This window comes from Pseudomonas sp. IT-P74, assembly GCF_949768175.1.
In the GTDB taxonomy this organism is placed as follows: Bacteria; Pseudomonadota; Gammaproteobacteria; order Pseudomonadales; family Pseudomonadaceae; genus Aquipseudomonas.
This window is the reverse complement of sequence record NZ_CATKQD010000006.1, coordinates 1-17932: the sequence shown is the minus strand read 5'-3', so window position 1 is coordinate 17932 and position 17932 is coordinate 1. Positions and strand designations below refer to the sequence as shown.

Here is a 17932-nt window from a genome sequence, read left to right as displayed (position 1 = left end):
CATAACCGCGGCAAAATCGAAAAGGCCTCGCATAACGAGGCCTTTTTTTCGTTAGGCTGTTGAACTCAAAGGAAAAGGCTTGTAAAGTGCGCCCCGCAGTCAGTCACCCACCAGGGTTTCCGCTCCCCAAGCAGGAATCCAAAATAAGTTGCAAATCATTAACTTGAAAGCAATTTAGGGGGTTGACAGAGGTGCTGAAGATTGTAGAATAGCGCGCCTCAGACACACGAACGCAGCGATGCGAACGGGTTGAAGAGAACGCAGTAAAGCTTCAAAGTTGTAAATTGAAATGTGTAGTTCCGTGATAGCTCAGTCGGTAGAGCAAATGACTGTTAATCATTGGGTCCCAGGTTCGAGTCCTGGTCACGGAGCCAATTTCAAACCGGGGTATAGCGCAGTCCGGTAGCGCGCCTGCTTTGGGAGCAGGATGTCAGGAGTTCGAATCCCCTTACCCCGACCATTTTTGGGTCGTTAGCTCAGTTGGTAGAGCAGTTGGCTTTTAACCAATTGGTCGTAGGTTCGAATCCCACACGACCCACCATTTTTGAAACCAGTTAGCGCTGGAATCGAATCTTAAGATCAGAGGCCAAAAGCGCTGATCGAGGAAGGCGCCTTCAAGGGTGCCTTTTTTTACCGGGGTATAGCGCAGTCCGGTAGCGCGCCTGCTTTGGGAGCAGGATGTCAGGAGTTCGAATCCCCTTACCCCGACCATATTAAAAATCCTCGTATCGAAAGATACGGGGATTTTTTTTGTCTGTTAATTGCTTGCCGCGGATCAATTGTAGGAGCGAGCTTGCTCGCGAAGATCGTTAACGAAAACGCAGCGTTTCTGGTTTAACGCGGCGCTCTCAGGTTCTTCGCGAGCAAGCTCGCTCCTACAGGTGTTAGTGCAACTTGAGCCGTGGCTCGGTACCACGTCCGATCTTGCTGCCCAGCATCAGCATCGCCGTGCGGAACGGCCCGTACAGCGCCATCTGGTGCATGCGGTACAGCGACACGTAGAACATCCGCGCGAGCCAGCCTTCGAGCATCACGCTGCCGGTGAGGTTGCCCATCAAGTTACCCACAGCCGAAAAACGCGACAGCGAGATCAGCGAGCCGTAGTCGGTGTACTTGTACTCTGGCAGGGCCTTGCCTTCGATGCGCAGTTTCAGTGATTTGGCCAGCAACGAAGCCTGTTGGTGAGCGGCCTGGGCGCGTGGCGGCACGTTGCGGTCGCTGCCCGGTTGCGGGCAGGCGGCGCAGTCACCGAACGCGAAGATGTTCTCGTCGCGGGTGGTTTGCAGGGTCGGCAGCACTTGCAGCTGATTGATGCGGTTGGTTTCCAGGCCATCGATGTCCTTGAGGAAACCCGGTGCACGAATCCCTGCGGCCCAGACTTTCAGGCTGGCGTTGATCACGTTACCGTCCGCGGTAATCAGGCTGTCGGCGGTCACTTCGCTGACCGCTGCATTGGTCATCACGTTGACCCCGAGTTTCTCCAGGGTTTTATGCACAGGCCCGCCAATCCGCTCCGGCAGCGCCGGCAGCACCCGTGGACCGGCTTCGATCAGGGTGATGTGCATGTTTTCCGGTTTGATCCGGTCCAGGCCATAGGCTGCCAATTCGTGGGCGGCGTTGTGCAGTTCGGCGGCCAGTTCGACCCCGGTGGCACCGGCGCCGACGATGGCTACGCTGATTTGCTCGATCGTGTCGGTCTGACCGGCGTGAGCGCGCAAATAGTGATTGAGCAATTGCTGGTGGAAACGCTCGGCCTGTTTGCGGGTGTCGAGGAACAGGCAGTGTTGCGCCGCGCCCTGGGTGCCGAAATCGTTGGTGGTACTGCCGACGGAGATCACCAGCGAGTCGTAAGGCACTTCACGGGCCGGCACCAGCTCCAGACCGGCTTCGTCATAGGTGGCGGCCAGCTGGATTTTCTTGCTCGCACGATCGAGACCGCTCATGCGTCCCAGCTGGAACTCGAAGTGGTTCCATTTGGCCTGGGCGACATAGTTGAGTTCGTCTTCGGAAGAGTTCAGGGAACCGGCCGCCACTTCGTGCAACAACGGTTTCCAGATGTGGGTCAGGTTCGCGTCGACCAGCATCACACTGGCTGTGCCGCGCTTGCCCAGAGTCTTACCCAGACGGGTAGCCAACTCCAGACCGCCGGCGCCGCCGCCGACAATGACAATACGATGGGACATGGGGATAACTCGCAAGGCTAAAAGAAATCGGTACGGTTACCCAAGCGAGCGCAAGGCAGCTCATAGCGTCAGATAACTGATAAGTCGGCTCAGCAGGCCCAGACCAATGGTCACTGCCAATACCAGCACAAGGAGCATCCACGGCCGAAAAGGCCGGCGCTCGACTTGATGCTGGGACAACTGCAGGTACTCTTCGACATGCTTTTGGTCGTCGGGGTTCAGGCGGCTGGTCATATCGGGCCTCGTCAGGAGTAGACGTTGCTGAATGTCTGGAAGCTACAGGGAAATTATTCAGCTGTGAACGGAGCTTAGCTGCTGAGCGGAGAAAGGCTCGAGTCTCACAGACTGATCCCGACATCAAAAACAATGCTGCGCCCCAGGTTGCTGCGCAAGAAGTCCGGAGCATCCGGGTGAGCGAACAGTACACGGGCGAAGGTCGGCCCGACCAGCGACAGCGAGCGCCAGCCCTGGCGCAGGTATTCGGTCGGTGGCGGGAAATGGCTGTTGAGGTCCAGCACTTCGCGTTTGAGGCTGGCGAAGGCAATGATGTCCAGCTCACCCAGATCCATACCGCGTTCTTTGTAGTTGTGCGCTTTTTTGCGCAAAGTCGGCGCCAATCGCAGCAAGAACTCGTTGGCGGGGATGCGCCGTGGCTTGGCCTCGCGGCGTACCAGTTGGCTCAGGGAAAACGCGCTGCGCCGACGTTGCAGTTCATCGCGCCATTCATCGTTGAGGCGCCGACCCTCGTCGAGCACGAAGAACACCTCGAAACTGGCATCGCGAAACAACACATCCGGCGGCTCCCCGGCGGGGGCGAACTCGTCGGCGCGATAGGGAATGTTCAAGCCTTGCAGCAGGCGCTGGCACACCCAACGCTCACGCTCCCATTTGCGGGCATTGGACAGGAATGCGTTGGCTTGCTCGGCCGCGATGGTCAGCAGGCGTAAATAATCTGAGTCATCCATAGGCCCAAGCTTAGCGTTCAAATGTGTTCGCAAAGAAGACAATTTATCGGCGAGGCCCATCGCCTCCCGTTCCCACGCCCGTTCCAGGGCTCTGCACAAAACGGATAGTGATCTGCGCTCACTGGCTATTGCCACGTATCGGGCAGCTCTACCCTCGGCTGTACGGACGTAAGCCGTGTTACCGACGCTCTAAAAAAACAACAACAAGAGATATATGCCATGCGCAAGATCGACGTACATGAGGTTATCGACAACGCTCGTTTCAACCGCTTTCACTGGATGGTGCTGTTCTGGTGTGCCCTGATCATCATCTTCGACGGTTACGATCTGGTGATCTACGGCGTGGTCTTGCCGATGCTGATGAAAGAGTGGGGGCTCAGTCCTCTGCAAGCCGGTGCACTGGGCAGTTATGCACTGTTCGGCATGATGTTCGGCGCGCTGTTCTTCGGTCCGTTGTCGGACAGGATCGGCCGCAAGAAAGCCATCACGATCTGCGTGATGCTCTTCAGCGGCTTCACCGTGCTCAACGGTTTTGCCCGCAACCCCACCGAGTTCGGCCTCTGTCGCTTCATTGCCGGGCTCGGCATTGGCGGCGTGATGCCTAACGTCGTGGCACTGATGAACGAGTACGCACCGAAAAAAATCCGCAGCACGCTGGTCGCGATCATGTTCAGCGGTTACTCGGTGGGCGGCATGCTGTCTGCTGGGCTGGGCATCGTGCTGATCCCGAGTTTCGGCTGGCAGTCGGTGTTTTACGTGGCGATCCTGCCATTGCTGCTGTTGCCGCTGATCATGTATTTCCTGCCTGAATCGGTGGGCTTCATGTTGCGTCAGGGGCGTAATGAAGAGGCGCGCAACATTCTTGAACGCATCGATCCGGCCTACGTCGCGCAAACGTCCGATCAATTGCACATGGCCGAAGTGAAAGGTACGGGCACCCCGGTGTTGCAGTTGTTCCGTGAAGGCCGTGCGCTGCGCACGCTGATGTTGTGGCTGGCGTTTTTCTGCTGTCTGTTGATGGTGTACGCGCTGAGTTCCTGGCTGCCGAAACTGATGGCCAACGCTGGTTACAGCCTGGGTTCGAGCCTGTCGTTCCTGCTGGTGTTGAACTTCGGGGCGATCTTCGGTGCGGTCGGTGGCGGGGTGTTGGGTGACAAACTCAATCTGCCGAGAGTGCTGGCAGTGTTTTTCGCCATGGCGGCGGTGTCGATCACCCTGTTGGGCTTCAACAGCCCGATGCCGGTGTTGTACCTGCTGATCGCGATTGCGGGTGCCACCACCATTGGCTCGCAGATTCTTTTGTACGCCTGCGCCGCGCAGTTTTACTCCATGACGATTCGTTCTACCGGTCTGGGCTGGGCGTCGGGCATCGGGCGCAACGGGGCCATCGTCGGTCCGCTGCTGGGCGGTGCCTTGCTCGGGATCAGCCTGCCCCTGCAACTGAACTTCATGGCGTTTGCCTTGCCCGGCGCGGTAGCGGCCCTGGCCATGACCGTGTTCGCCATCAGCAGCCGACGCAGCGCTGCTGGCGTCAACCCCGTGTTGTCAGCGACCGGTGCCTGAATCATGAAAGCGTTTTTCCAGGACTTCTCATTGTCGGCCGCCGTGGCTGGATTCATTGCCACGGTGATTTCTTACGCCGGGCCGTTGGTGATCATCTTTCAGGCGGCAGAAGCGGCACAGCTTTCGCGGGAAGTGTTGTCGTCCTGGATCTGGGCGATCTCCATTGGCAGCGCCGTGCTCGGGATCGGTTTGAGCCTGCGCTACCGAGTTCCGGTGATCATCGCCTGGTCGGCGCCGGGCTCGGCGCTGCTGGTGGCGCTGTTGCCGGAGATTTCCATGGCAGAGGCGGTGGGCGCTTACCTGGTCAGCAGCCTGATTATTTTCGTGGTCGGGATCTCGGGGGCGTTTGACCGGATCATCAGCAAACTGCCGGCAGCCATCGCGGCGGCAATGCTGGCGGGCATCCTGTTCAGTTTCGGCACCGGGTTGTTCGTGTCGATGCAGCGCAAGCCGTTGCTGGTCCTGGCGATGTTTGCCACGTACCTGATCTGCAAGCGGGTGATGCCGCGTTATGCAGTGATGATGGTGCTGCTGGTGGGCTGTTCGATTGCCGCGTTCACCGGTGATTTGCACCGTGAAGCGCTGGTGATCGGCCTGGCCACGCCGGTGTGGATCACGCCCGAGTTCAGCCTGGGCGCGATCCTGAACATCGCCTTGCCGCTGGTGATGGTGGCGTTGACCGGTCAGTCCGTGCCCGGCATGGCGGTGCTGCGCGCCAGTGGATATCCAACGCCGGCGAGCCCGATCATCGCCAGCAGCGCGCTGGGCACGGCATTGCTGGCGCCGTTTGGTTGCCATGGACTGAATCTGGCGGCGATCACCGCAGCGATCTGCACCGGCCGCGAAGCCCACGAAGATCCTCGCAAACGCTACGTGGCCGGGGTCGTCGGCGGGCTGTGTTACCTGCTGCTGGGGATCTTCGGCGCCACGCTGGTCTCGCTGTTTTCAGCGTTCCCCAAAGAGCTGATCGCGGCGCTGGCCGGGCTGGCCCTGTTCGCCGCCATTGCCGGCGCGTTAACGGGCGCGATGGCGGTGCCGAGCGATCGTGAAGCCGCGCTGGTGACCTTTCTGGTCACGGCTTCGGGCATGTCGTTGTTCGGTTTGTCCGCGGCGTTCTGGGGGCTGATTTTCGGCATGGTCACCCATGTGCTGTTGAGCGCCCGTCGTTCCGTTCCCCGTCGAAAATCCACTGCAACTGAAGTCCTTCAACCCGTCGATCAATAACAATAAGAGAAAAACGATGAAACAGATTCTCCCAACCACCGGTTCGGCGTTGTCCCTGGCTGTCGTCTCGAGTTTCTCCACAGGCGCGATGGCCGCTGAAAAAGGCTTTGTCGAAGACACCACCGCGACGTTGCAGGCGCGCAATTACTACTTCAGCCGCGACTATTCCGACATCGTCGGCGCCAATCAGCAATCGAAGGCTGAAGAGTGGGCCCAGGGTTTCATTCTCAACGTGAAGTCCGGTTACACCCAGGGCACCGTCGGGTTTGGGGTGGACGTCATCGGCTTGCTCGGCCTCAAGCTCGACAGCGCCCCGGACCGGACCAATACCGGTTTGCTGCCGGTGCAGAGCGACGGCCGCGCGGCGGACAACTACAGCCGTCTGGAAGGCGCGTTGAAGATGCGCTACTCAAAAACCGAGCTGAAAGTCGGTGAGCTGCAACCCAATCTGCCGGTGTTGGCCTTCAGCGATATTCGCCTGCTGCCACCGAGTTATCAGGGCGCAAGCATCACCTCCAACGAGATCAACGGCCTGACGCTGCAGGGTGGTCACTTGAGTTCAACCAGCCTGCGCAACGAGGCTGGCGACGAAAAGATGCAAGCGATGCTGGGGCACGTGCCGCAGCGCCAGGTCAGCAGTGACGGTTTCAATTTTGCCGGCGCCGATTATGTCTTCAACGACAAGCGCAGCTCGGTCAGCGCCTGGTACGGGCAACTGGAAGATATCTACAACCAGCGTTTTCTGGGTTTGAAGCACAGTGAGCCGATGGGTGACTGGATCCTCGGCGCCAACCTCGGTTACTACGATTCGCGCGAAGACGGCAAAAAACTGCTGGGCAACATCGACAACCAGGCGTTCTTCTCGTTGCTGTCGGCCAAGCGTGGCGGCCATACGTTTTACGTCGGCTATCAGGGCATGTTCGGAGACAGTGCGTTCCCACGGGTGTTTGCCAACATCTCACCACTGGGCAACGAAGTGCCGACCTACGAGTTCGCCTTCACCGATGAGCGTTCCTGGCAGGCGCGCTACGACTACGACTTCGCGGCGCTCGGCGTACCGGGGCTGACCAGCACCGTGCGCTACATCAGCGGCAATAACGTCGATACCGGCAAGGGCTATGAAGGCAAGGACCGCGAGCGTGACCTGGATATCGGCTATGTATTGCAGAGCGGCAGCCTCAAAGGCCTTGGCATCCGTGTGCGCAACGCGATGGCGCGTTCCAATTACCGAAGTGATATCGACGAGAACCGCTTGATCCTCAGCTACACGTGGACCTTGTTGTGAGCCATTGATCACAGGTTGTTGGTGCAATCACCGATGACGTTGTAGGTCACACGGTGGGTCTGGCCCTGATGATCGACATACTCCATGGTCGCCGGTACAACCCCGCATGCGGTCGCGGTGTCCGACACAGAAACCACGCTGGCGATGTCCAGTGGCTGCGCCGGGTTATACAGGACCGCGAGGGGTTCGTTGTCGGCGGCCATGGCCGAGGTGGCGATGACGGTCAGCAAGAGGCTGATCAACGTTTTCATGTTGGCGTGCTCCGTGTCGGTTCTGATGTCTGAATTTTAGTCTTTGCCACCGACGGATAAAGGGGCGAACGGCGGATGCAGCCTTACATAAAACGTAACAGTCATCGCCCGAGGGGGGCTTATGGATGTGCTTAACAACTTGCGTGTGTTCATCCGGGTGGTGGACTGCGCCAGTTTCACCGGGGCTGCCGATGCGCTGGATCTGTCGACCGCGCAGGTATCCCGATTGGTGGCGGATCTGGAGGAGCATGTACAGGCGCGTCTGCTGCAACGCACCACGCGGCGCTTGAGCCTGACCGACGCTGGCGAGCGCTTCCTGCTGCGCAGCCGGCAAATCGTCGATGCCATGGATGAGGCGACGGCCGAGGCCCGTGGCGCTCATACCAATCCGGCCGGACGCCTGCGGGTGCACAGCATGAACGGCCTGGGTGTGCTGCTCACGCCGTTGATCGCCCGCTACAGCGAGCTTTATCCCGATGTGGTGTTCGAACTGACCTTGTCGCAACGCAATCCAGACCCGCTGGAGGAGGGGCACGATGTGGTGATTTCGATCGCTCCTGAACTGGCCGACTCGCAAATGGTTGCGCAGGCCGTCGGGCAGATCTACAGCGTGCCCTGTGCCTCCCCGGCTTACCTGCAACGCCGGGGTGTGCCGCAGCAGCCGCTGGCGCTGAACGATCATCAATGCCTGCGCATGCTCGACCCGCTGTACAGCGATCAATGGCTTTTCCAGGACGAGCACGGCAAGCACGCCGTCAGCCCGGCCAAGACCTTTCAGTGCAATGTTGCCGAGTCGATGGTCAAGGCTTCGGAGGCGGGCATGGGTATCAGCCTGCTGCCGTTCTACACCGCGATGCGGCCCTTGAGCGACGGCACTTTGCTACGCGTGTTACCGGCATGGCGTCTGCGCGAACGCAATGTGTACGCGCTGTATCCTTCGCGACGCTTTCTCGATGCCAAGGTCCGCACCTGGGTGGACTTTCTCAAGTCTGAGCTACCGAAACTATTCGCCGAGCATGATGCAGTGGTGAACGATCCGCGGCATTGGGCCTGAAGTCGAAGGGCGGGAGAGCGGCGGTGTAGACTGAGTGCCTGTTGTTCTTCGCCTGGGAGGCGCGCGTAGCCATGATCGGTGCCGAGTTGCTGTCATCGCAAACCCTTGCGGTCGGCTGGCTGATCTATGTGCCGGTGTTGATCTGGGCGATCTGTCGCGCGCCGTGGGTTGAACTGTTCACCGACAGCCGTCGTCAGCATCTGCTGTTTGGAACGGTGTTTGCGCTGTTTCTGTTGTGGCTGGTGCGGCGCGACTTTGATACCGGCGTGTCTTACCACTTCATCGGCATGACAGCGGTGACGCTACTGCTGGACTGGCCGCTGGCGCTGGTCGGCGGGTTGGTTGCGCAAACGGGGCTGGTGTTACTCGACCGACAGGACCTGGCGGCTGTCGGGGTCAATGGCGCGCTGTTGATTGCGCTGCCGGTGCTGGTCACCGAGTGCTGCGCGATCCTGGTGGAGCGGGCGCAGCCACGAAATCCCTTTGTGTATATCTTCGTTTCCGGATTCTTTGCCGCCGCGCTGTCGGCGTTGCTGTGTCTGCTGCTGGCGCTATGGTTGCTATGGTTCGACGAGCGTTTCGAGATGCCGTACTGGCTGGAAGATTTTGTCGGATATCTGTGGCTGATCATTTTTCCCGAAGCGTTTATCAACGGCATGATCGTCAGTGCGCTGGTGGTGTTTTGTCCGGAGTGGCTTGAGACGTTCAACCGCACCCGCTATCTCTCGGCTCCCTGGAAGGACGACGATCCCAAGTCCTGATCCGCATCAAGACCTGGAATCGCCCATTCGATGGATCAGTGACGCGGGTCGAAGTCACCGCTGAACATTTCGTCCTCGGCATCGGGAGCCACTGGAATCTTGTGCTCTTCGGACGCCCAGGCACCCAGGTCGATCAGTTTGCAGCGGTCGGAGCAGAATGGCCGGAATTTGCTCTCGGCGGTCCATTCCACAGGGGCGCCACAGGTTGGGCATTCGACGGTTGTTGGTTGGCTCATGACTGGCCTCCACGCAAAGAAAGATAAAAGTGATGCAGGCGTTCAACCTCGCTATGCAGCCAGGCAAGGTCGCGGTCATTGACCACGACGTCGTCGGCATGGCTCACGCGATCCTGGCGGCTGGACTGAGCCTTGAGGATCGCCTGGACTTGCTGCTCGCTGGTCTGGTCACGTTGCAGGGTACGTTCGATCTGCAATTGTTCGGGGGCATCGATCACCAATACCCGTTGGGTCATGGCGTATTGCCCGGACTCGATCAGCAGCGGCGAAACCAGAATCGCATAAGGCGATTTTGCCAGCGCCAGGTGGTGAGCGATCTCCTCGCCGATCAGCGGATGCAAGAGGGCCTCCAGCCAGCGGCGTTCTTCAGGCACCTCGAAGATCAATTTGCGTAGCGCGGCACGGTCCAGTTGCCCGTCGGCCTGCAACACGCCAGGGCCGAAGTGTTCGGCGATTTGTGCCAGTGCCGGGCGACCGGGTTCCACTACCCAGCGAGCGGCATGATCGGCGTCGACCACATGCACACCCAGGTCGATGAAGTGTTGGGCGGCCGCACTTTTGCCGCTGCCAATGCCGCCGGTCAGGCCGAGAATCCAGGGTTTTTCCACAGGGCTATTCATTTCAAACCGACAAGCTGCCAATAGAGGTCGGTTATTTGACCACCCCAGAGCAACGCAATCCAGCCGGCAATGGCCAGATAGGGGCCGAAAGGGATTGGCGTCGAGGTTTTTGCATTGCGCCAGCGCAGCAGGATCAGCCCGATAATGGCACCCGCCAGCGAGGACAGCAGGATGGTCAGCGGTAAAATCTGCCAGCCACCCCAAGCGCCCAGCATCGCCAGCAGCTTGAAATCACCGTAGCCCATGCCCTCCTTGCCGGTGATCAACTTGAACAGCCAGAACGCCGACCACAGCAGGCCGTAGCCGGCGATCGCTCCCCAAAGCGCGTCGTGCAACGACACGAACAGGCCGAAACTGTTGACGATCAACCCCAGCCATATCAGCGGCAGCACCAGTACATCGGGCAAAATCTGATGTTCGGCGTCGATCAGGCTCATCGCCAGCAACCCCCAGCTCAGGATCAGCATCAGGCCGGCCGGCCAACCGAAGCCGAAGTGCCAGGCAACAAACGCCGACAACAGCCCGCAGGCCAGTTCGGTCAACGGATAGCGCGGGCTGATCGCTGCCGCACAGGCTGAACAGCGGCCGCGCAAAAAAACGTAGCTGAGCAGCGGGATGTTTTCCCAGGCGCGGATTCGGTGACCGCAGTGCGGGCACTGGGAGTGGGGCAGCAACAGGTTGTAGGTCGGCAGCGGTGTTTCGCCAGGCAGCCCGAGGATGTCATGGGCCTGCTCACGCCAGTCGCGTTCGAGCATTTTCGGCAGGCGCCAGATCACGACATTGAGGAAACTGCCGACCAGCAGGCCAGTGATGCCTGCGAGAAGGACAAAGGCCAGCGCAGAGTGAATCAGGATTTCATTCAAGGGCATGTCAGATCGCTGAGCCAAGTTGGAAGATGGGCAGGTACATGGCAACTACCAGTCCACCGACGATAACACCCAGCACCACCATGATGAACGGTTCCATCAGGCTGGTGAGGTTATCGACCATGTTATCGACGTTGTCTTCGTAGAACCCCGCGACTTTATCGAGCATAGCGTCCAGGGTGCCGGACTCTTCGCCGATGGCGGTCATTTGTATCGCCATGTTCGGAAAGACGCCGCAGGTGCGCATGGCGAAATGCAATTGCATGCCGGTCGAGATGTCCTGCCGGATGCGTAATACCGCGCGCTTGAACACGCTATTGCCGGTCGCACCGGCCACTGATTCCAGGGCCTCCACCAGCGGCACGCCGGCAGCGAAAGTGGTCGACAGTGTACGGGCGAACCGGGCCACGGCGGACTTGTGCATCAGGGTGCCCACCAGCGGCAGTTTCAGCAGCCAGGTGTCCATCCGGTCGCGGAAGGCCGGGGATGTCCTGAGGGCGTGGCGCACGCCGAAGGCCGTTGTGATCAGCGCGCCAAGGACCACCCACCACCAGGCCTGCATGAATTGCGACAGGCCAATGACCATCACGGTGAAGGCCGGCAGTTCGGCACCAAAGCCTTTGAACACCGATTCGAACTGCGGCACGACATTGACCAGCAGAATCCCGGTGACAATCGCAGCGACGAACACCACCACCAGCGGGTAGGTCATGGCTTTCCTGATCCTGGCCTTGAGGCTTTCGCTCTTTTCCTTGTAGGTCGCGACCCGCTCCAAAAGGGTGTCGAGGGCACCGGCCTGTTCGCCGGCATCCACCAGGTTGCAATACAGCTCATCGAAATACCGGGGCTTCTTGCGCAGGGCGGCGGCGAAGCTGCTGCCTGCTGCAACTTCCTGTTTCAGTTCGTCCACCAGTTTGCGCATGGCCGGATTGTCGAAGCCTTCGCCGATGATGTCGAAGGACTGCAACAACGGCACGCCAGCCTTCATCATCGTCGCTATTTGCCGGGTGAACAGGGCAATGTCCTGGGCCTTGATGCGCTTGCCCATGTTGAAAACCGAAGGGTTTTTTTTGCGGACTTTGCCGGGAGTGATGCCTTGCTTGCGCAGCTTCGCCTTGATCAGCGCCGGGTTTTGAGCGCTGAGTTCGCCGGTCACTTTTGTGCCTTTGCGGTCGATGCCTTCCCATGCATACACGCTGATTTTCGCTGCCTTGACCGCCATGTTCAGTCCTGGGTATTCCGATTGAATTGCTCTTATAGCCTAGTCAGGGGACGGGGCCAAACCCGGAAGGGTGAGGTGACAAAAAACGTCAGATAGTGCTGATCCAGGTAGTAGGTGAGGGCTTTGCTGTCACCATATCCCCTGCCAACAGGGGCTTCTGGCCTTGGCACAGGCTGTGCTGCCATGGGGCAGGTCATGAGCCTTCGACTCATGCATGGAGCTTGTACATGAACAATCAGAAAGGTTTTACCCTGATCGAGTTGCTCGTCGTAGTGGCGATCATCGGGATCCTGGCAACACTGGGTCTGCCGATGTATTCCAAGTACCAGGCGCGGGCCAAGGTCACGGCGGCGATGGCCGAGCTGACTGCAATGAAGGTGCCGTTCGAGGATGTGATCAGCCAGGGGGAAACCCCGACAATTGCCAACGTGGCGCCCGCCGGCGAGACATCGACCAACCATTGCGCCCTGTCTGTGACGGGCACAACGCAGGCGGGAGGGGGATCAATCGTTTGTACGTTGCACAATGCCCCTGGGGTGGTCCAGGGCAAAACCGTCACCCTGACACGGGACGAAGACAAAGGCTGGTCATGTAAGAGCAGCGTTTCCCAGGACTACTTGCCTAAAGGGTGTACCGGTTCTGCGGCATGAATTGCTGAATCAAGTCCCCGCTTTTGCGGGGATTTTCCTGTTTGTCGACCTGTCGTCAAATGCCGCAGATAAAGCTCGGAAATTCAGCATCTTAGGAACTTTCCACAAACCCGCAACTTGCATGCAGTGATTGTGCTTCTCGTGCATTTTGCATGATTCCGAAAATTGGCTGATTTTCTAACTTGTTGATTAATATGTATTTACTCTCTGTTTCAGAGTTGGCACAGCGTTCGCAATATTCCAGGTAACTTTCCGAAAAACAGGAGTTACTCGTATGAAGAAGTTCGCTATCACTGCCGCTGCTGCTACCGCGCTGACCCTGACCATGGCCAACGTTGCGTTTGCTCAAACCACCCAGGCAACCCAGTCGCCAATGGTGCTGGCTGCCGGTGAAATGACCGAAGCGAAAGAAGCTACTTCCGATACCTGGATCACCACCAAAGTCAAAGCTGACCTGATGACCGAAAAGGGCATTCCAGGTAGCGACATCAAGGTTGAAACAAACAAAGGCGTGGTATCGCTGTCGTCGACCACCGCTGTGACCGATTCGCAAAAAGAGATGGCTGTGGCCATCACCAAGAAAATCAAAGGGGTCAAGGCGGTCTCCGCTGACGGCCTCAAAGCCGAGTAAGGCAAGACTTCTCGCCTGGACCGGGAGAAGGCGCGACAGACGGGCCGAGTCTTACGTCTGTTGCCACCTGAGTGTTCATGCGAAGGGCCATAAGGATGTGGCCGTCACAGGCCCCGTGCATTTTTGCCGGGGCCTGTTCTATGTGTAGCGCTGAAAATCAATTTGCAGGAGTGAGCCTGCTCCGGGCGGCGTTCCGACGATGACAGCCTTTCAGGCGACATCGATGTCGACTGTTTTGTCGCCATCGCGAGCAGACTCCAGCCGGCGATTCATCACTCGGCATCCAGATGCATCTGTGTTACCACGCGGCCATCACTTTGCGCCTCGCCCAGATTGGCGTCGATGAAGTACACCCGGTCATCTTCCAGTTGGGCCTTGTCGACCAGGTAATCCTTGATACTGCTGGCGCGTTCCTGGCCCAGTTGACGCAACAGCACGTCGCTGGTGCTCCAGAACTTGATCACCTCGGCGCGCATTTTCGCTGTGCGTTCTTCCTTGCCCAGATCCTTCCATTCGGCAGGGGGCTGGGTTTTCAGGCGAGTGCGGTAGATACCTTCAAGCAGGGGGCCTTTTTCGTCGTCAGGCACTTCCAGTAACGAAGCCTGGGCCGGGACCTTGTCACCGCGGCGCTGGAGCATTTTGTAGTAGTTGTATTGGTATTCACGTTCCAGGCGTTGTTCGGCGATCAGCGGGCCATCGCTGCTCTGGGCGGCGGTGCCTTCGATTTCCAGGCGCAGGGCCGGGCGTTCCTTGAGCGCCTTGGACAGTTTGTCCAAGGCACCTTCGGCGTCCTTGCTCAGGTCGCTGGAGCCCGCAGCGAATGAAACGCTGCCCAGGTCTTCCGAACCACCACCGTTGACCAACCCGCCAATGAGTTTGAACGGTGCTGCCGCGGCTTTGACGACCAGGTTACGCAGGGTCTGCCAGATAATCGGCATGACGCTGAACTGAGGGTTGTTCAGGTCGCCGGTGACCGGCAGTTCGATGGAGATCTTGCCGTCGACGTCCTTGAGCAAGGCAATGGCCAGTTTCAGCGGCAGGCTCACGGCATCCGGGCTGTCGACTTTTTCACCCAGTTGCAGTTGTTCCACCACCACTTTGTTTTCGGCTTTGAGCTGACCCTTGGTGATCTGGTAGTGCAAGTCGAGATTGAGCCGGCCCTTGCGGATACGGTAGCCGGCGAACTTGCCGGAATAGGGCGTCAACGTGGTCAGTTCCACACGTTTGAAGCTGGTGGCGATGTCGAGGCTGGCCATCGGGTCGAACGGATTGACCGAGCCCTTGATGGTCACCGGTGCGTAGCGATCGACCTTGCCCTTGACGTCGACACCGGCCGGTTTCTGCTGACGGCTGTCGATGGTGCCGATCTGCCCGTTGAGTTGCTGGATGGCGGTGGCGAAGTTCGGCGTCAGGCTGAAGTCGGCGAAGTTGGCCGAACCGTCATTGATGAAAATGCCACCGATGTGGATGCCCAGCGGTTTCTCGTTGCCGGCGGATTTGCTTACCGCCGGTTTTGCCCCGGAGTCCGCCGGTTGGGGAATCAGCAGGTCATCGATGTTGGTGGTGCGATCATCGTTGATCATGAAGCGCGCGTAGGGCTGGAACAGGTTGATCTTGTCGATCGACAGGCTGTCCCCATGCTGATAGTTCAGACCTTCGACCACGACCTGTTGCCACTTGAGGAAGTCGCGGGTTTTCAGGGTGTCCAGGGTATGCAACTGATCGACCTGGGCGCGGCCGGTGACGTTGAACGCCAGGGGCTCGGTGCTTTTCAGGTCGACCGCCAGATCGCTGCCGAGCATGCCGCTGCGCAATTCCAGGCGAATGAATGGCGTGATGTAGGACTGGGCAACCCGCAGGTCGATGTCCCTGGTCTGTACCTTCAGCCTGGCGCTGACCGAGGCCAGGTTGACCTCGCCGTCGGCCATGATCTTGCCTTGCTTGCCCACGCCGGTATCGAGCTTGAGGGTAAAGGGAGAACCGTTGAGGCTGTCGAAGTTTTGCAGGTCGAGGTTCAGCGGAGCCAGATCCAGGGCGACGGGAGGCTGTGCCTTTCGGTCAGCCAGATGCACCTGGTAATCGCGCAACTGTACGTCCTTGAGCAGCACCTGCCAGGGTTTGCCTGGGGCGGCCGGTTCGGGCTTCGGTGAGTCTGCCGCCGCCGGAGTGCGGGCCGGTTCGGCATCTGCCTTGGCTTTGGCGGTGGTTTTTGACGGTTGGCTGGCGAACAGTTTCTGCCAGTCGAGTTGGCCGTCCGATTCCAGCGCGGCCCAGGTTTCCAGTTTGTGGCTGCGGATCTTGCCGACCACCACTTGCTGTTTGGCCAGGTCCACGGTGGTTTCGCTGACGTCCAGGCGCTCGAGCTTCACCAGCGGCCGGCCATCCGGGGCCTTGATCGCGAAGGGTGCAATGTTGACCGCTACATTGCTCAGCAACAGCTCGGTTTCCTTGGCCAGGCTGAATTTGTAGTCGGTACTGATGCTCATGACGCCGTTTTCGAGGTCCAGTGGCACGGCGTCGCGCACATAGGGCCAAAAGGCTTTCATCTTGCCATCAGTGATTTTCAGCTTTCCTTCGGAGGCGATCGGGATCAGGCTGAAGTTGCCGGTCCAGTCGATTTGTCCGCCATTGGGGCCGACGGCCACCAGGGTCATGTCGGCGCTGTCATCGGGCAGGGTGCTGAGGTTCTTCAACTCGAAATCGAGTGTGTCGTAGAGAAACTCGATGGGCTCGCTGGGCCGGGCATCTTCAAAGTGCACGGCGCCGCCCGCCAGTTTGATCCGCTCGATGCGCAGCGGAAACGGCTTGGCATCCGGGTCGGCGGGTGTGGGCTCGCTCGCTGGCAGTTTGAACAGCCCGAGCAGATTGAGTTTGCCATCCTTGCTGAACAGGATTTCGGTCTTGGGCTTGTCCAGTTCGACATTGGACAGGTGCACCGCCCTGGTCCACAGGCTGTCGAGTTGCAGATTGGCATACAGGCGTTCGAAACCGACCTGCTCTTTGCCGGGCTCGCCGATGTTCAAGCCCCAAAGGGTCAGTTCAAGGCTGAACGGATTGAATTCGATCCGCTGGATGGTCGCGGGTGTGGTGGCGTAGTTAGCCAGTTGCTGGTTGGCAACGCGTAACGCGACACCCGGTAAAATCAGAAAACCCAGCAAGCTGTAGAGGGCCAGAGCAGTCAACAAGGCGCCAATGGCGCGAATCAATCCTTTGTACATGTGCGGCTTCATCTGTCTGGGTCGGAGTGCCTTGGAGTATGGCACGCGTTTCCGGTTCCCAAGTGATTGGCCTGATCAGTAAGTTTCAGATTTTTCCCACAGCGGTCAAAGCTGCAGAATCAGGGTTTTCAGCGGTGGTTGCTGATCCATCGACGGGAAGTCGGCGCCCGGTTTCATCACGGTCCATTCACGCACCGGCCGTCCGGCCTTCTCTGCGCAACGCAAAACCTGCTCGCGCCAGTCATCCATGCTGACTTTTGCCAGGTTGTTGCAGCAGATCAGTACGCCATTGTCGGCGGTGGTCAACAAGGCCGGTTTGAGCAGGCTCTGGTAGTCGCGCAGCAGGTCGACGGTGCCGAATGCGCTCTTGGCCCACGCCGGAGGGTCGAGCAGCACCAGATCGTACTGGCGCTGTTCCAGGCGCTGATAGCTCGGCAGTTTTTGCCCGCGGCGCTGGCTGATCGGCAGGCCGGCCAGTTGGCGAATGGCCGGGAAGTAGTCGGACTGGATAAATTCCATGGTCGGCAACTGCGGGTTGAGTTGGCCGTTCTCCCGACCGACCGCCAGGTTGCCTTCGGCGAAGTCCAGGTTGCACACCTCCCGCGCGCCACCGGCGGCGGCACTGAGGCCGACACCGCAGGTGTAGGCGAACAGGTTCAGCACGCTTTTGTTCTTGCTGTGGTCCTTGACCCAGCCGCGAGTGTTGCGCAGGTCGAGGAACAGCAGCGGGTCCTGTCCGGCATGGCGACCGCGCACCCGATAGTTCAGGCCCCATTCGTGGCCGACCAGGTCTTGCAGGGCGGCTTCGTCGGCGCGGTAGACGATGTCTTCGCGATCGATGCGCGAATTGCCACGGGAGCGGTCGTTGTAGACCAGCAGGGTTTCAAAACCCAAGTGTTGATTGATTGCTTCGTGCAGTTGCAGCAGTGTCTCGCGTTCCAGTGCCTGGTGGAAACTTTGCACCAGCAGTTGCGGGCCGTAGCGGTCGATGGTCAAGCCACCGGCGCCTTCCTGGCTGCCGTGGAACAGGCGATAGCAATCGGTACCTTGCTGGTGCAGTTCGGCGAGCAGGTCCTGGCGTTGATCGAGGGCGGCGCGCAGCGCCTGATTCAAGGAAGACATGCTGGGCGCCTTGCAGGAGGGAATTGGGCGCGGGAGTTTAACAGTTTTGGCTCGGGATCGAGGCGCTGCCTTCGCGAGCAG

The 17932-nt window shown here is 59.3% G+C and carries 17 protein-coding genes and 4 tRNA genes; 11 read left to right on the top strand and 10 right to left on the bottom strand.

The window, feature by feature from the left end:
• Positions 1-298: 298 nt before the first annotated feature.
• The 4 genes from ACM6J5_RS05660 to ACM6J5_RS05645 all read left to right on the top strand — a co-directional run bounded on the left by ACM6J5_RS05660 (position 299) and on the right by ACM6J5_RS05645 (position 711).
• Positions 299-374, top strand: a tRNA-Asn gene (locus tag ACM6J5_RS05660).
• A gap of 9 nt (positions 375-383) precedes the next feature.
• Positions 384-460: transfer RNA gene (locus tag ACM6J5_RS05655), tRNA-Pro, on the top strand.
• Between the two features lie 5 nt (positions 461-465).
• Positions 466-541 (top strand) — tRNA-Lys (locus ACM6J5_RS05650).
• Between the two features lie 93 nt (positions 542-634).
• Positions 635-711, top strand: a tRNA-Pro gene (locus tag ACM6J5_RS05645).
• 173 nt (positions 712-884) lie between these two features.
• Here the strand turns inward: ACM6J5_RS05645 and ACM6J5_RS05640 are convergent.
• The 3 genes from ACM6J5_RS05640 to ACM6J5_RS05630 all read right to left on the bottom strand — a co-directional run bounded on the left by ACM6J5_RS05640 (position 885) and on the right by ACM6J5_RS05630 (position 3148).
• Positions 885-2183 (bottom strand): NAD(P)/FAD-dependent oxidoreductase, encoded by a 1299-nt coding sequence (locus ACM6J5_RS05640; RefSeq protein WP_150672722.1) that lies wholly within the window; start codon positions 2181-2183, stop codon positions 885-887.
• 60 nt (positions 2184-2243) lie between these two features.
• Positions 2244-2417, bottom strand: coding sequence for a DUF3094 domain-containing protein (locus ACM6J5_RS05635; RefSeq protein WP_007970531.1), 174 nt, complete (start codon positions 2415-2417; stop codon positions 2244-2246).
• 104 nt (positions 2418-2521) lie between these two features.
• Complete coding sequence (locus ACM6J5_RS05630; RefSeq protein ID WP_007970534.1) at positions 2522-3148, bottom strand: DUF1780 domain-containing protein; 627 nt, start codon at positions 3146-3148, stop codon at positions 2522-2524.
• 219 nt (positions 3149-3367) lie between these two features.
• On the opposite strand from ACM6J5_RS05630, the gene ACM6J5_RS05625 reads away from it, so the two are divergent.
• The 3 genes from ACM6J5_RS05625 to ACM6J5_RS05615 are packed head-to-tail and all read left to right on the top strand — an operon-like array spanning position 3368 to position 7220.
• Entirely contained in the window at positions 3368-4711 is a 1344-nt protein-coding gene (locus ACM6J5_RS05625) for an aromatic acid/H+ symport family MFS transporter (RefSeq protein ID WP_414927988.1), read from the top strand.
• Between the two features lie 3 nt (positions 4712-4714).
• Positions 4715-5935 carry a benzoate/H(+) symporter BenE family transporter gene (locus tag ACM6J5_RS05620; protein WP_414927987.1) on the top strand — a complete coding sequence of 407 codons (1221 nt, stop codon included), beginning with the start codon at positions 4715-4717 and terminating at the stop codon, positions 5933-5935.
• A 16-nt stretch (positions 5936-5951) separates the two neighbouring features.
• Entirely contained in the window at positions 5952-7220 is a 1269-nt protein-coding gene (locus ACM6J5_RS05615; protein WP_414927986.1) for an OprD family porin, read from the top strand.
• Between the two features lie 8 nt (positions 7221-7228).
• On the opposite strand, the gene ACM6J5_RS05610 is transcribed toward ACM6J5_RS05615, so the two are convergent.
• Positions 7229-7471, bottom strand: coding sequence for a DUF2790 domain-containing protein (locus ACM6J5_RS05610; protein WP_095945524.1), 243 nt, complete (start codon positions 7469-7471; stop codon positions 7229-7231).
• A gap of 121 nt (positions 7472-7592) precedes the next feature.
• On the opposite strand from ACM6J5_RS05610, the gene ACM6J5_RS05605 reads away from it, so the two are divergent.
• Both ACM6J5_RS05605 and ACM6J5_RS05600 read left to right on the top strand, forming a co-directional pair.
• The gene (locus ACM6J5_RS05605) at positions 7593-8525 is read left to right on the top strand and encodes a LysR family transcriptional regulator (RefSeq protein ID WP_095945523.1); all 933 of its coding nucleotides are present in this window, start codon (positions 7593-7595) and stop codon (positions 8523-8525) included.
• A 71-nt stretch (positions 8526-8596) separates the two neighbouring features.
• Complete coding sequence (locus tag ACM6J5_RS05600) at positions 8597-9286, top strand: energy-coupling factor ABC transporter permease (RefSeq protein ID WP_095945530.1); 690 nt, start codon at positions 8597-8599, stop codon at positions 9284-9286.
• A gap of 35 nt (positions 9287-9321) precedes the next feature.
• Here the strand turns inward: ACM6J5_RS05600 and yacG are convergent, their stop codons facing one another.
• Genes yacG through ACM6J5_RS05580 form a run of 4 tightly spaced genes read right to left on the bottom strand, consistent with a single transcriptional unit; the run spans position 9322 to position 12230 of the window.
• The gene (gene yacG / locus ACM6J5_RS05595; RefSeq protein WP_007970539.1) at positions 9322-9522 is read right to left on the bottom strand and encodes a DNA gyrase inhibitor YacG; all 201 of its coding nucleotides are present in this window, start codon (positions 9520-9522) and stop codon (positions 9322-9324) included.
• Positions 9519-10142, bottom strand: coding sequence for a dephospho-CoA kinase (gene coaE, locus ACM6J5_RS05590; RefSeq protein ID WP_046041800.1), 624 nt, complete (start codon positions 10140-10142; stop codon positions 9519-9521). The genes yacG and coaE overlap by 4 nt, the downstream gene beginning before the upstream one ends.
• Positions 10139-11011 carry a prepilin peptidase gene (locus tag ACM6J5_RS05585; RefSeq protein ID WP_414927985.1) on the bottom strand — a complete coding sequence of 291 codons (873 nt, stop codon included), beginning with the start codon at positions 11009-11011 and terminating at the stop codon, positions 10139-10141. The genes coaE and ACM6J5_RS05585 overlap by 4 nt, the downstream gene beginning before the upstream one ends.
• Before the next feature lies 1 nt (position 11012).
• On the bottom strand, positions 11013-12230 hold the full coding sequence (locus ACM6J5_RS05580) for a type II secretion system F family protein (RefSeq protein WP_414927984.1): 1218 nt from the start codon (positions 12228-12230) through the stop codon (positions 11013-11015).
• 227 nt (positions 12231-12457) lie between these two features.
• Here ACM6J5_RS05580 and ACM6J5_RS05575 point away from each other — a divergent pair, with 227 nt between their 5' ends.
• Positions 12458-12880 carry a pilin gene (locus tag ACM6J5_RS05575; protein ID WP_095945519.1) on the top strand — a complete coding sequence of 141 codons (423 nt, stop codon included), beginning with the start codon at positions 12458-12460 and terminating at the stop codon, positions 12878-12880.
• A gap of 274 nt (positions 12881-13154) precedes the next feature.
• Positions 13155-13511, top strand: coding sequence for a BON domain-containing protein (locus ACM6J5_RS05570; RefSeq protein ID WP_095945518.1), 357 nt, complete (start codon positions 13155-13157; stop codon positions 13509-13511).
• Between the two features lie 272 nt (positions 13512-13783).
• Here ACM6J5_RS05570 and ACM6J5_RS05565 read toward each other — a convergent pair whose 3' ends face one another.
• The gene (locus ACM6J5_RS05565) at positions 13784-16741 is read right to left on the bottom strand and encodes a DUF748 domain-containing protein (RefSeq protein WP_414927983.1); all 2958 of its coding nucleotides are present in this window, start codon (positions 16739-16741) and stop codon (positions 13784-13786) included.
• Positions 16742-16834: 93 nt separating this feature from the next.
• The gene (locus ACM6J5_RS05560) at positions 16835-17851 is read right to left on the bottom strand and encodes a class I SAM-dependent rRNA methyltransferase (protein ID WP_414927982.1); all 1017 of its coding nucleotides are present in this window, start codon (positions 17849-17851) and stop codon (positions 16835-16837) included.
• Between the last annotated feature and the right edge of the window lie 81 nt (positions 17852-17932).

Excerpts from the sequence above, each read along its gene's own strand:
- ACM6J5_RS05640 (WP_150672722.1), bottom strand. The coding sequence starts at position 2,183 with ATGTCCCATCGTATTGTCATTGTCGGCGGCGGCGCCGGCGGTCTGGAG.
- ACM6J5_RS05635 (WP_007970531.1), bottom strand. The coding sequence starts at position 2,417 with ATGACCAGCCGCCTGAACCCCGACGACCAAAAGCATGTCGAAGAGTAC.
- ACM6J5_RS05630 (WP_007970534.1), bottom strand. The coding sequence starts at position 3,148 with ATGGATGACTCAGATTATTTACGCCTGCTGACCATCGCGGCCGAGCAA.
- ACM6J5_RS05625 (WP_414927988.1), top strand. The coding sequence starts at position 3,368 with ATGCGCAAGATCGACGTACATGAGGTTATCGACAACGCTCGTTTCAAC.
- ACM6J5_RS05620 (WP_414927987.1), top strand. The coding sequence starts at position 4,715 with ATGAAAGCGTTTTTCCAGGACTTCTCATTGTCGGCCGCCGTGGCTGGA.
- ACM6J5_RS05615 (WP_414927986.1), top strand. The coding sequence starts at position 5,952 with ATGAAACAGATTCTCCCAACCACCGGTTCGGCGTTGTCCCTGGCTGTC.
- ACM6J5_RS05610 (WP_095945524.1), bottom strand. The coding sequence starts at position 7,471 with ATGAAAACGTTGATCAGCCTCTTGCTGACCGTCATCGCCACCTCGGCC.
- ACM6J5_RS05605 (WP_095945523.1), top strand. The coding sequence starts at position 7,593 with ATGGATGTGCTTAACAACTTGCGTGTGTTCATCCGGGTGGTGGACTGC.
- ACM6J5_RS05600 (WP_095945530.1), top strand. The coding sequence starts at position 8,597 with ATGATCGGTGCCGAGTTGCTGTCATCGCAAACCCTTGCGGTCGGCTGG.
- yacG (WP_007970539.1), bottom strand. The coding sequence starts at position 9,522 with ATGAGCCAACCAACAACCGTCGAATGCCCAACCTGTGGCGCCCCTGTG.
- coaE (WP_046041800.1), bottom strand. The coding sequence starts at position 10,142 with ATGAATAGCCCTGTGGAAAAACCCTGGATTCTCGGCCTGACCGGCGGC.
- ACM6J5_RS05585 (WP_414927985.1), bottom strand. The coding sequence starts at position 11,011 with ATGCCCTTGAATGAAATCCTGATTCACTCTGCGCTGGCCTTTGTCCTT.
- ACM6J5_RS05580 (WP_414927984.1), bottom strand. The coding sequence starts at position 12,230 with ATGGCGGTCAAGGCAGCGAAAATCAGCGTGTATGCATGGGAAGGCATC.
- ACM6J5_RS05575 (WP_095945519.1), top strand. The coding sequence starts at position 12,458 with ATGAACAATCAGAAAGGTTTTACCCTGATCGAGTTGCTCGTCGTAGTG.
- ACM6J5_RS05570 (WP_095945518.1), top strand. The coding sequence starts at position 13,155 with ATGAAGAAGTTCGCTATCACTGCCGCTGCTGCTACCGCGCTGACCCTG.
- ACM6J5_RS05565 (WP_414927983.1), bottom strand. The coding sequence starts at position 16,741 with ATGAAGCCGCACATGTACAAAGGATTGATTCGCGCCATTGGCGCCTTG.
- ACM6J5_RS05560 (WP_414927982.1), bottom strand. The coding sequence starts at position 17,851 with ATGTCTTCCTTGAATCAGGCGCTGCGCGCCGCCCTCGATCAACGCCAG.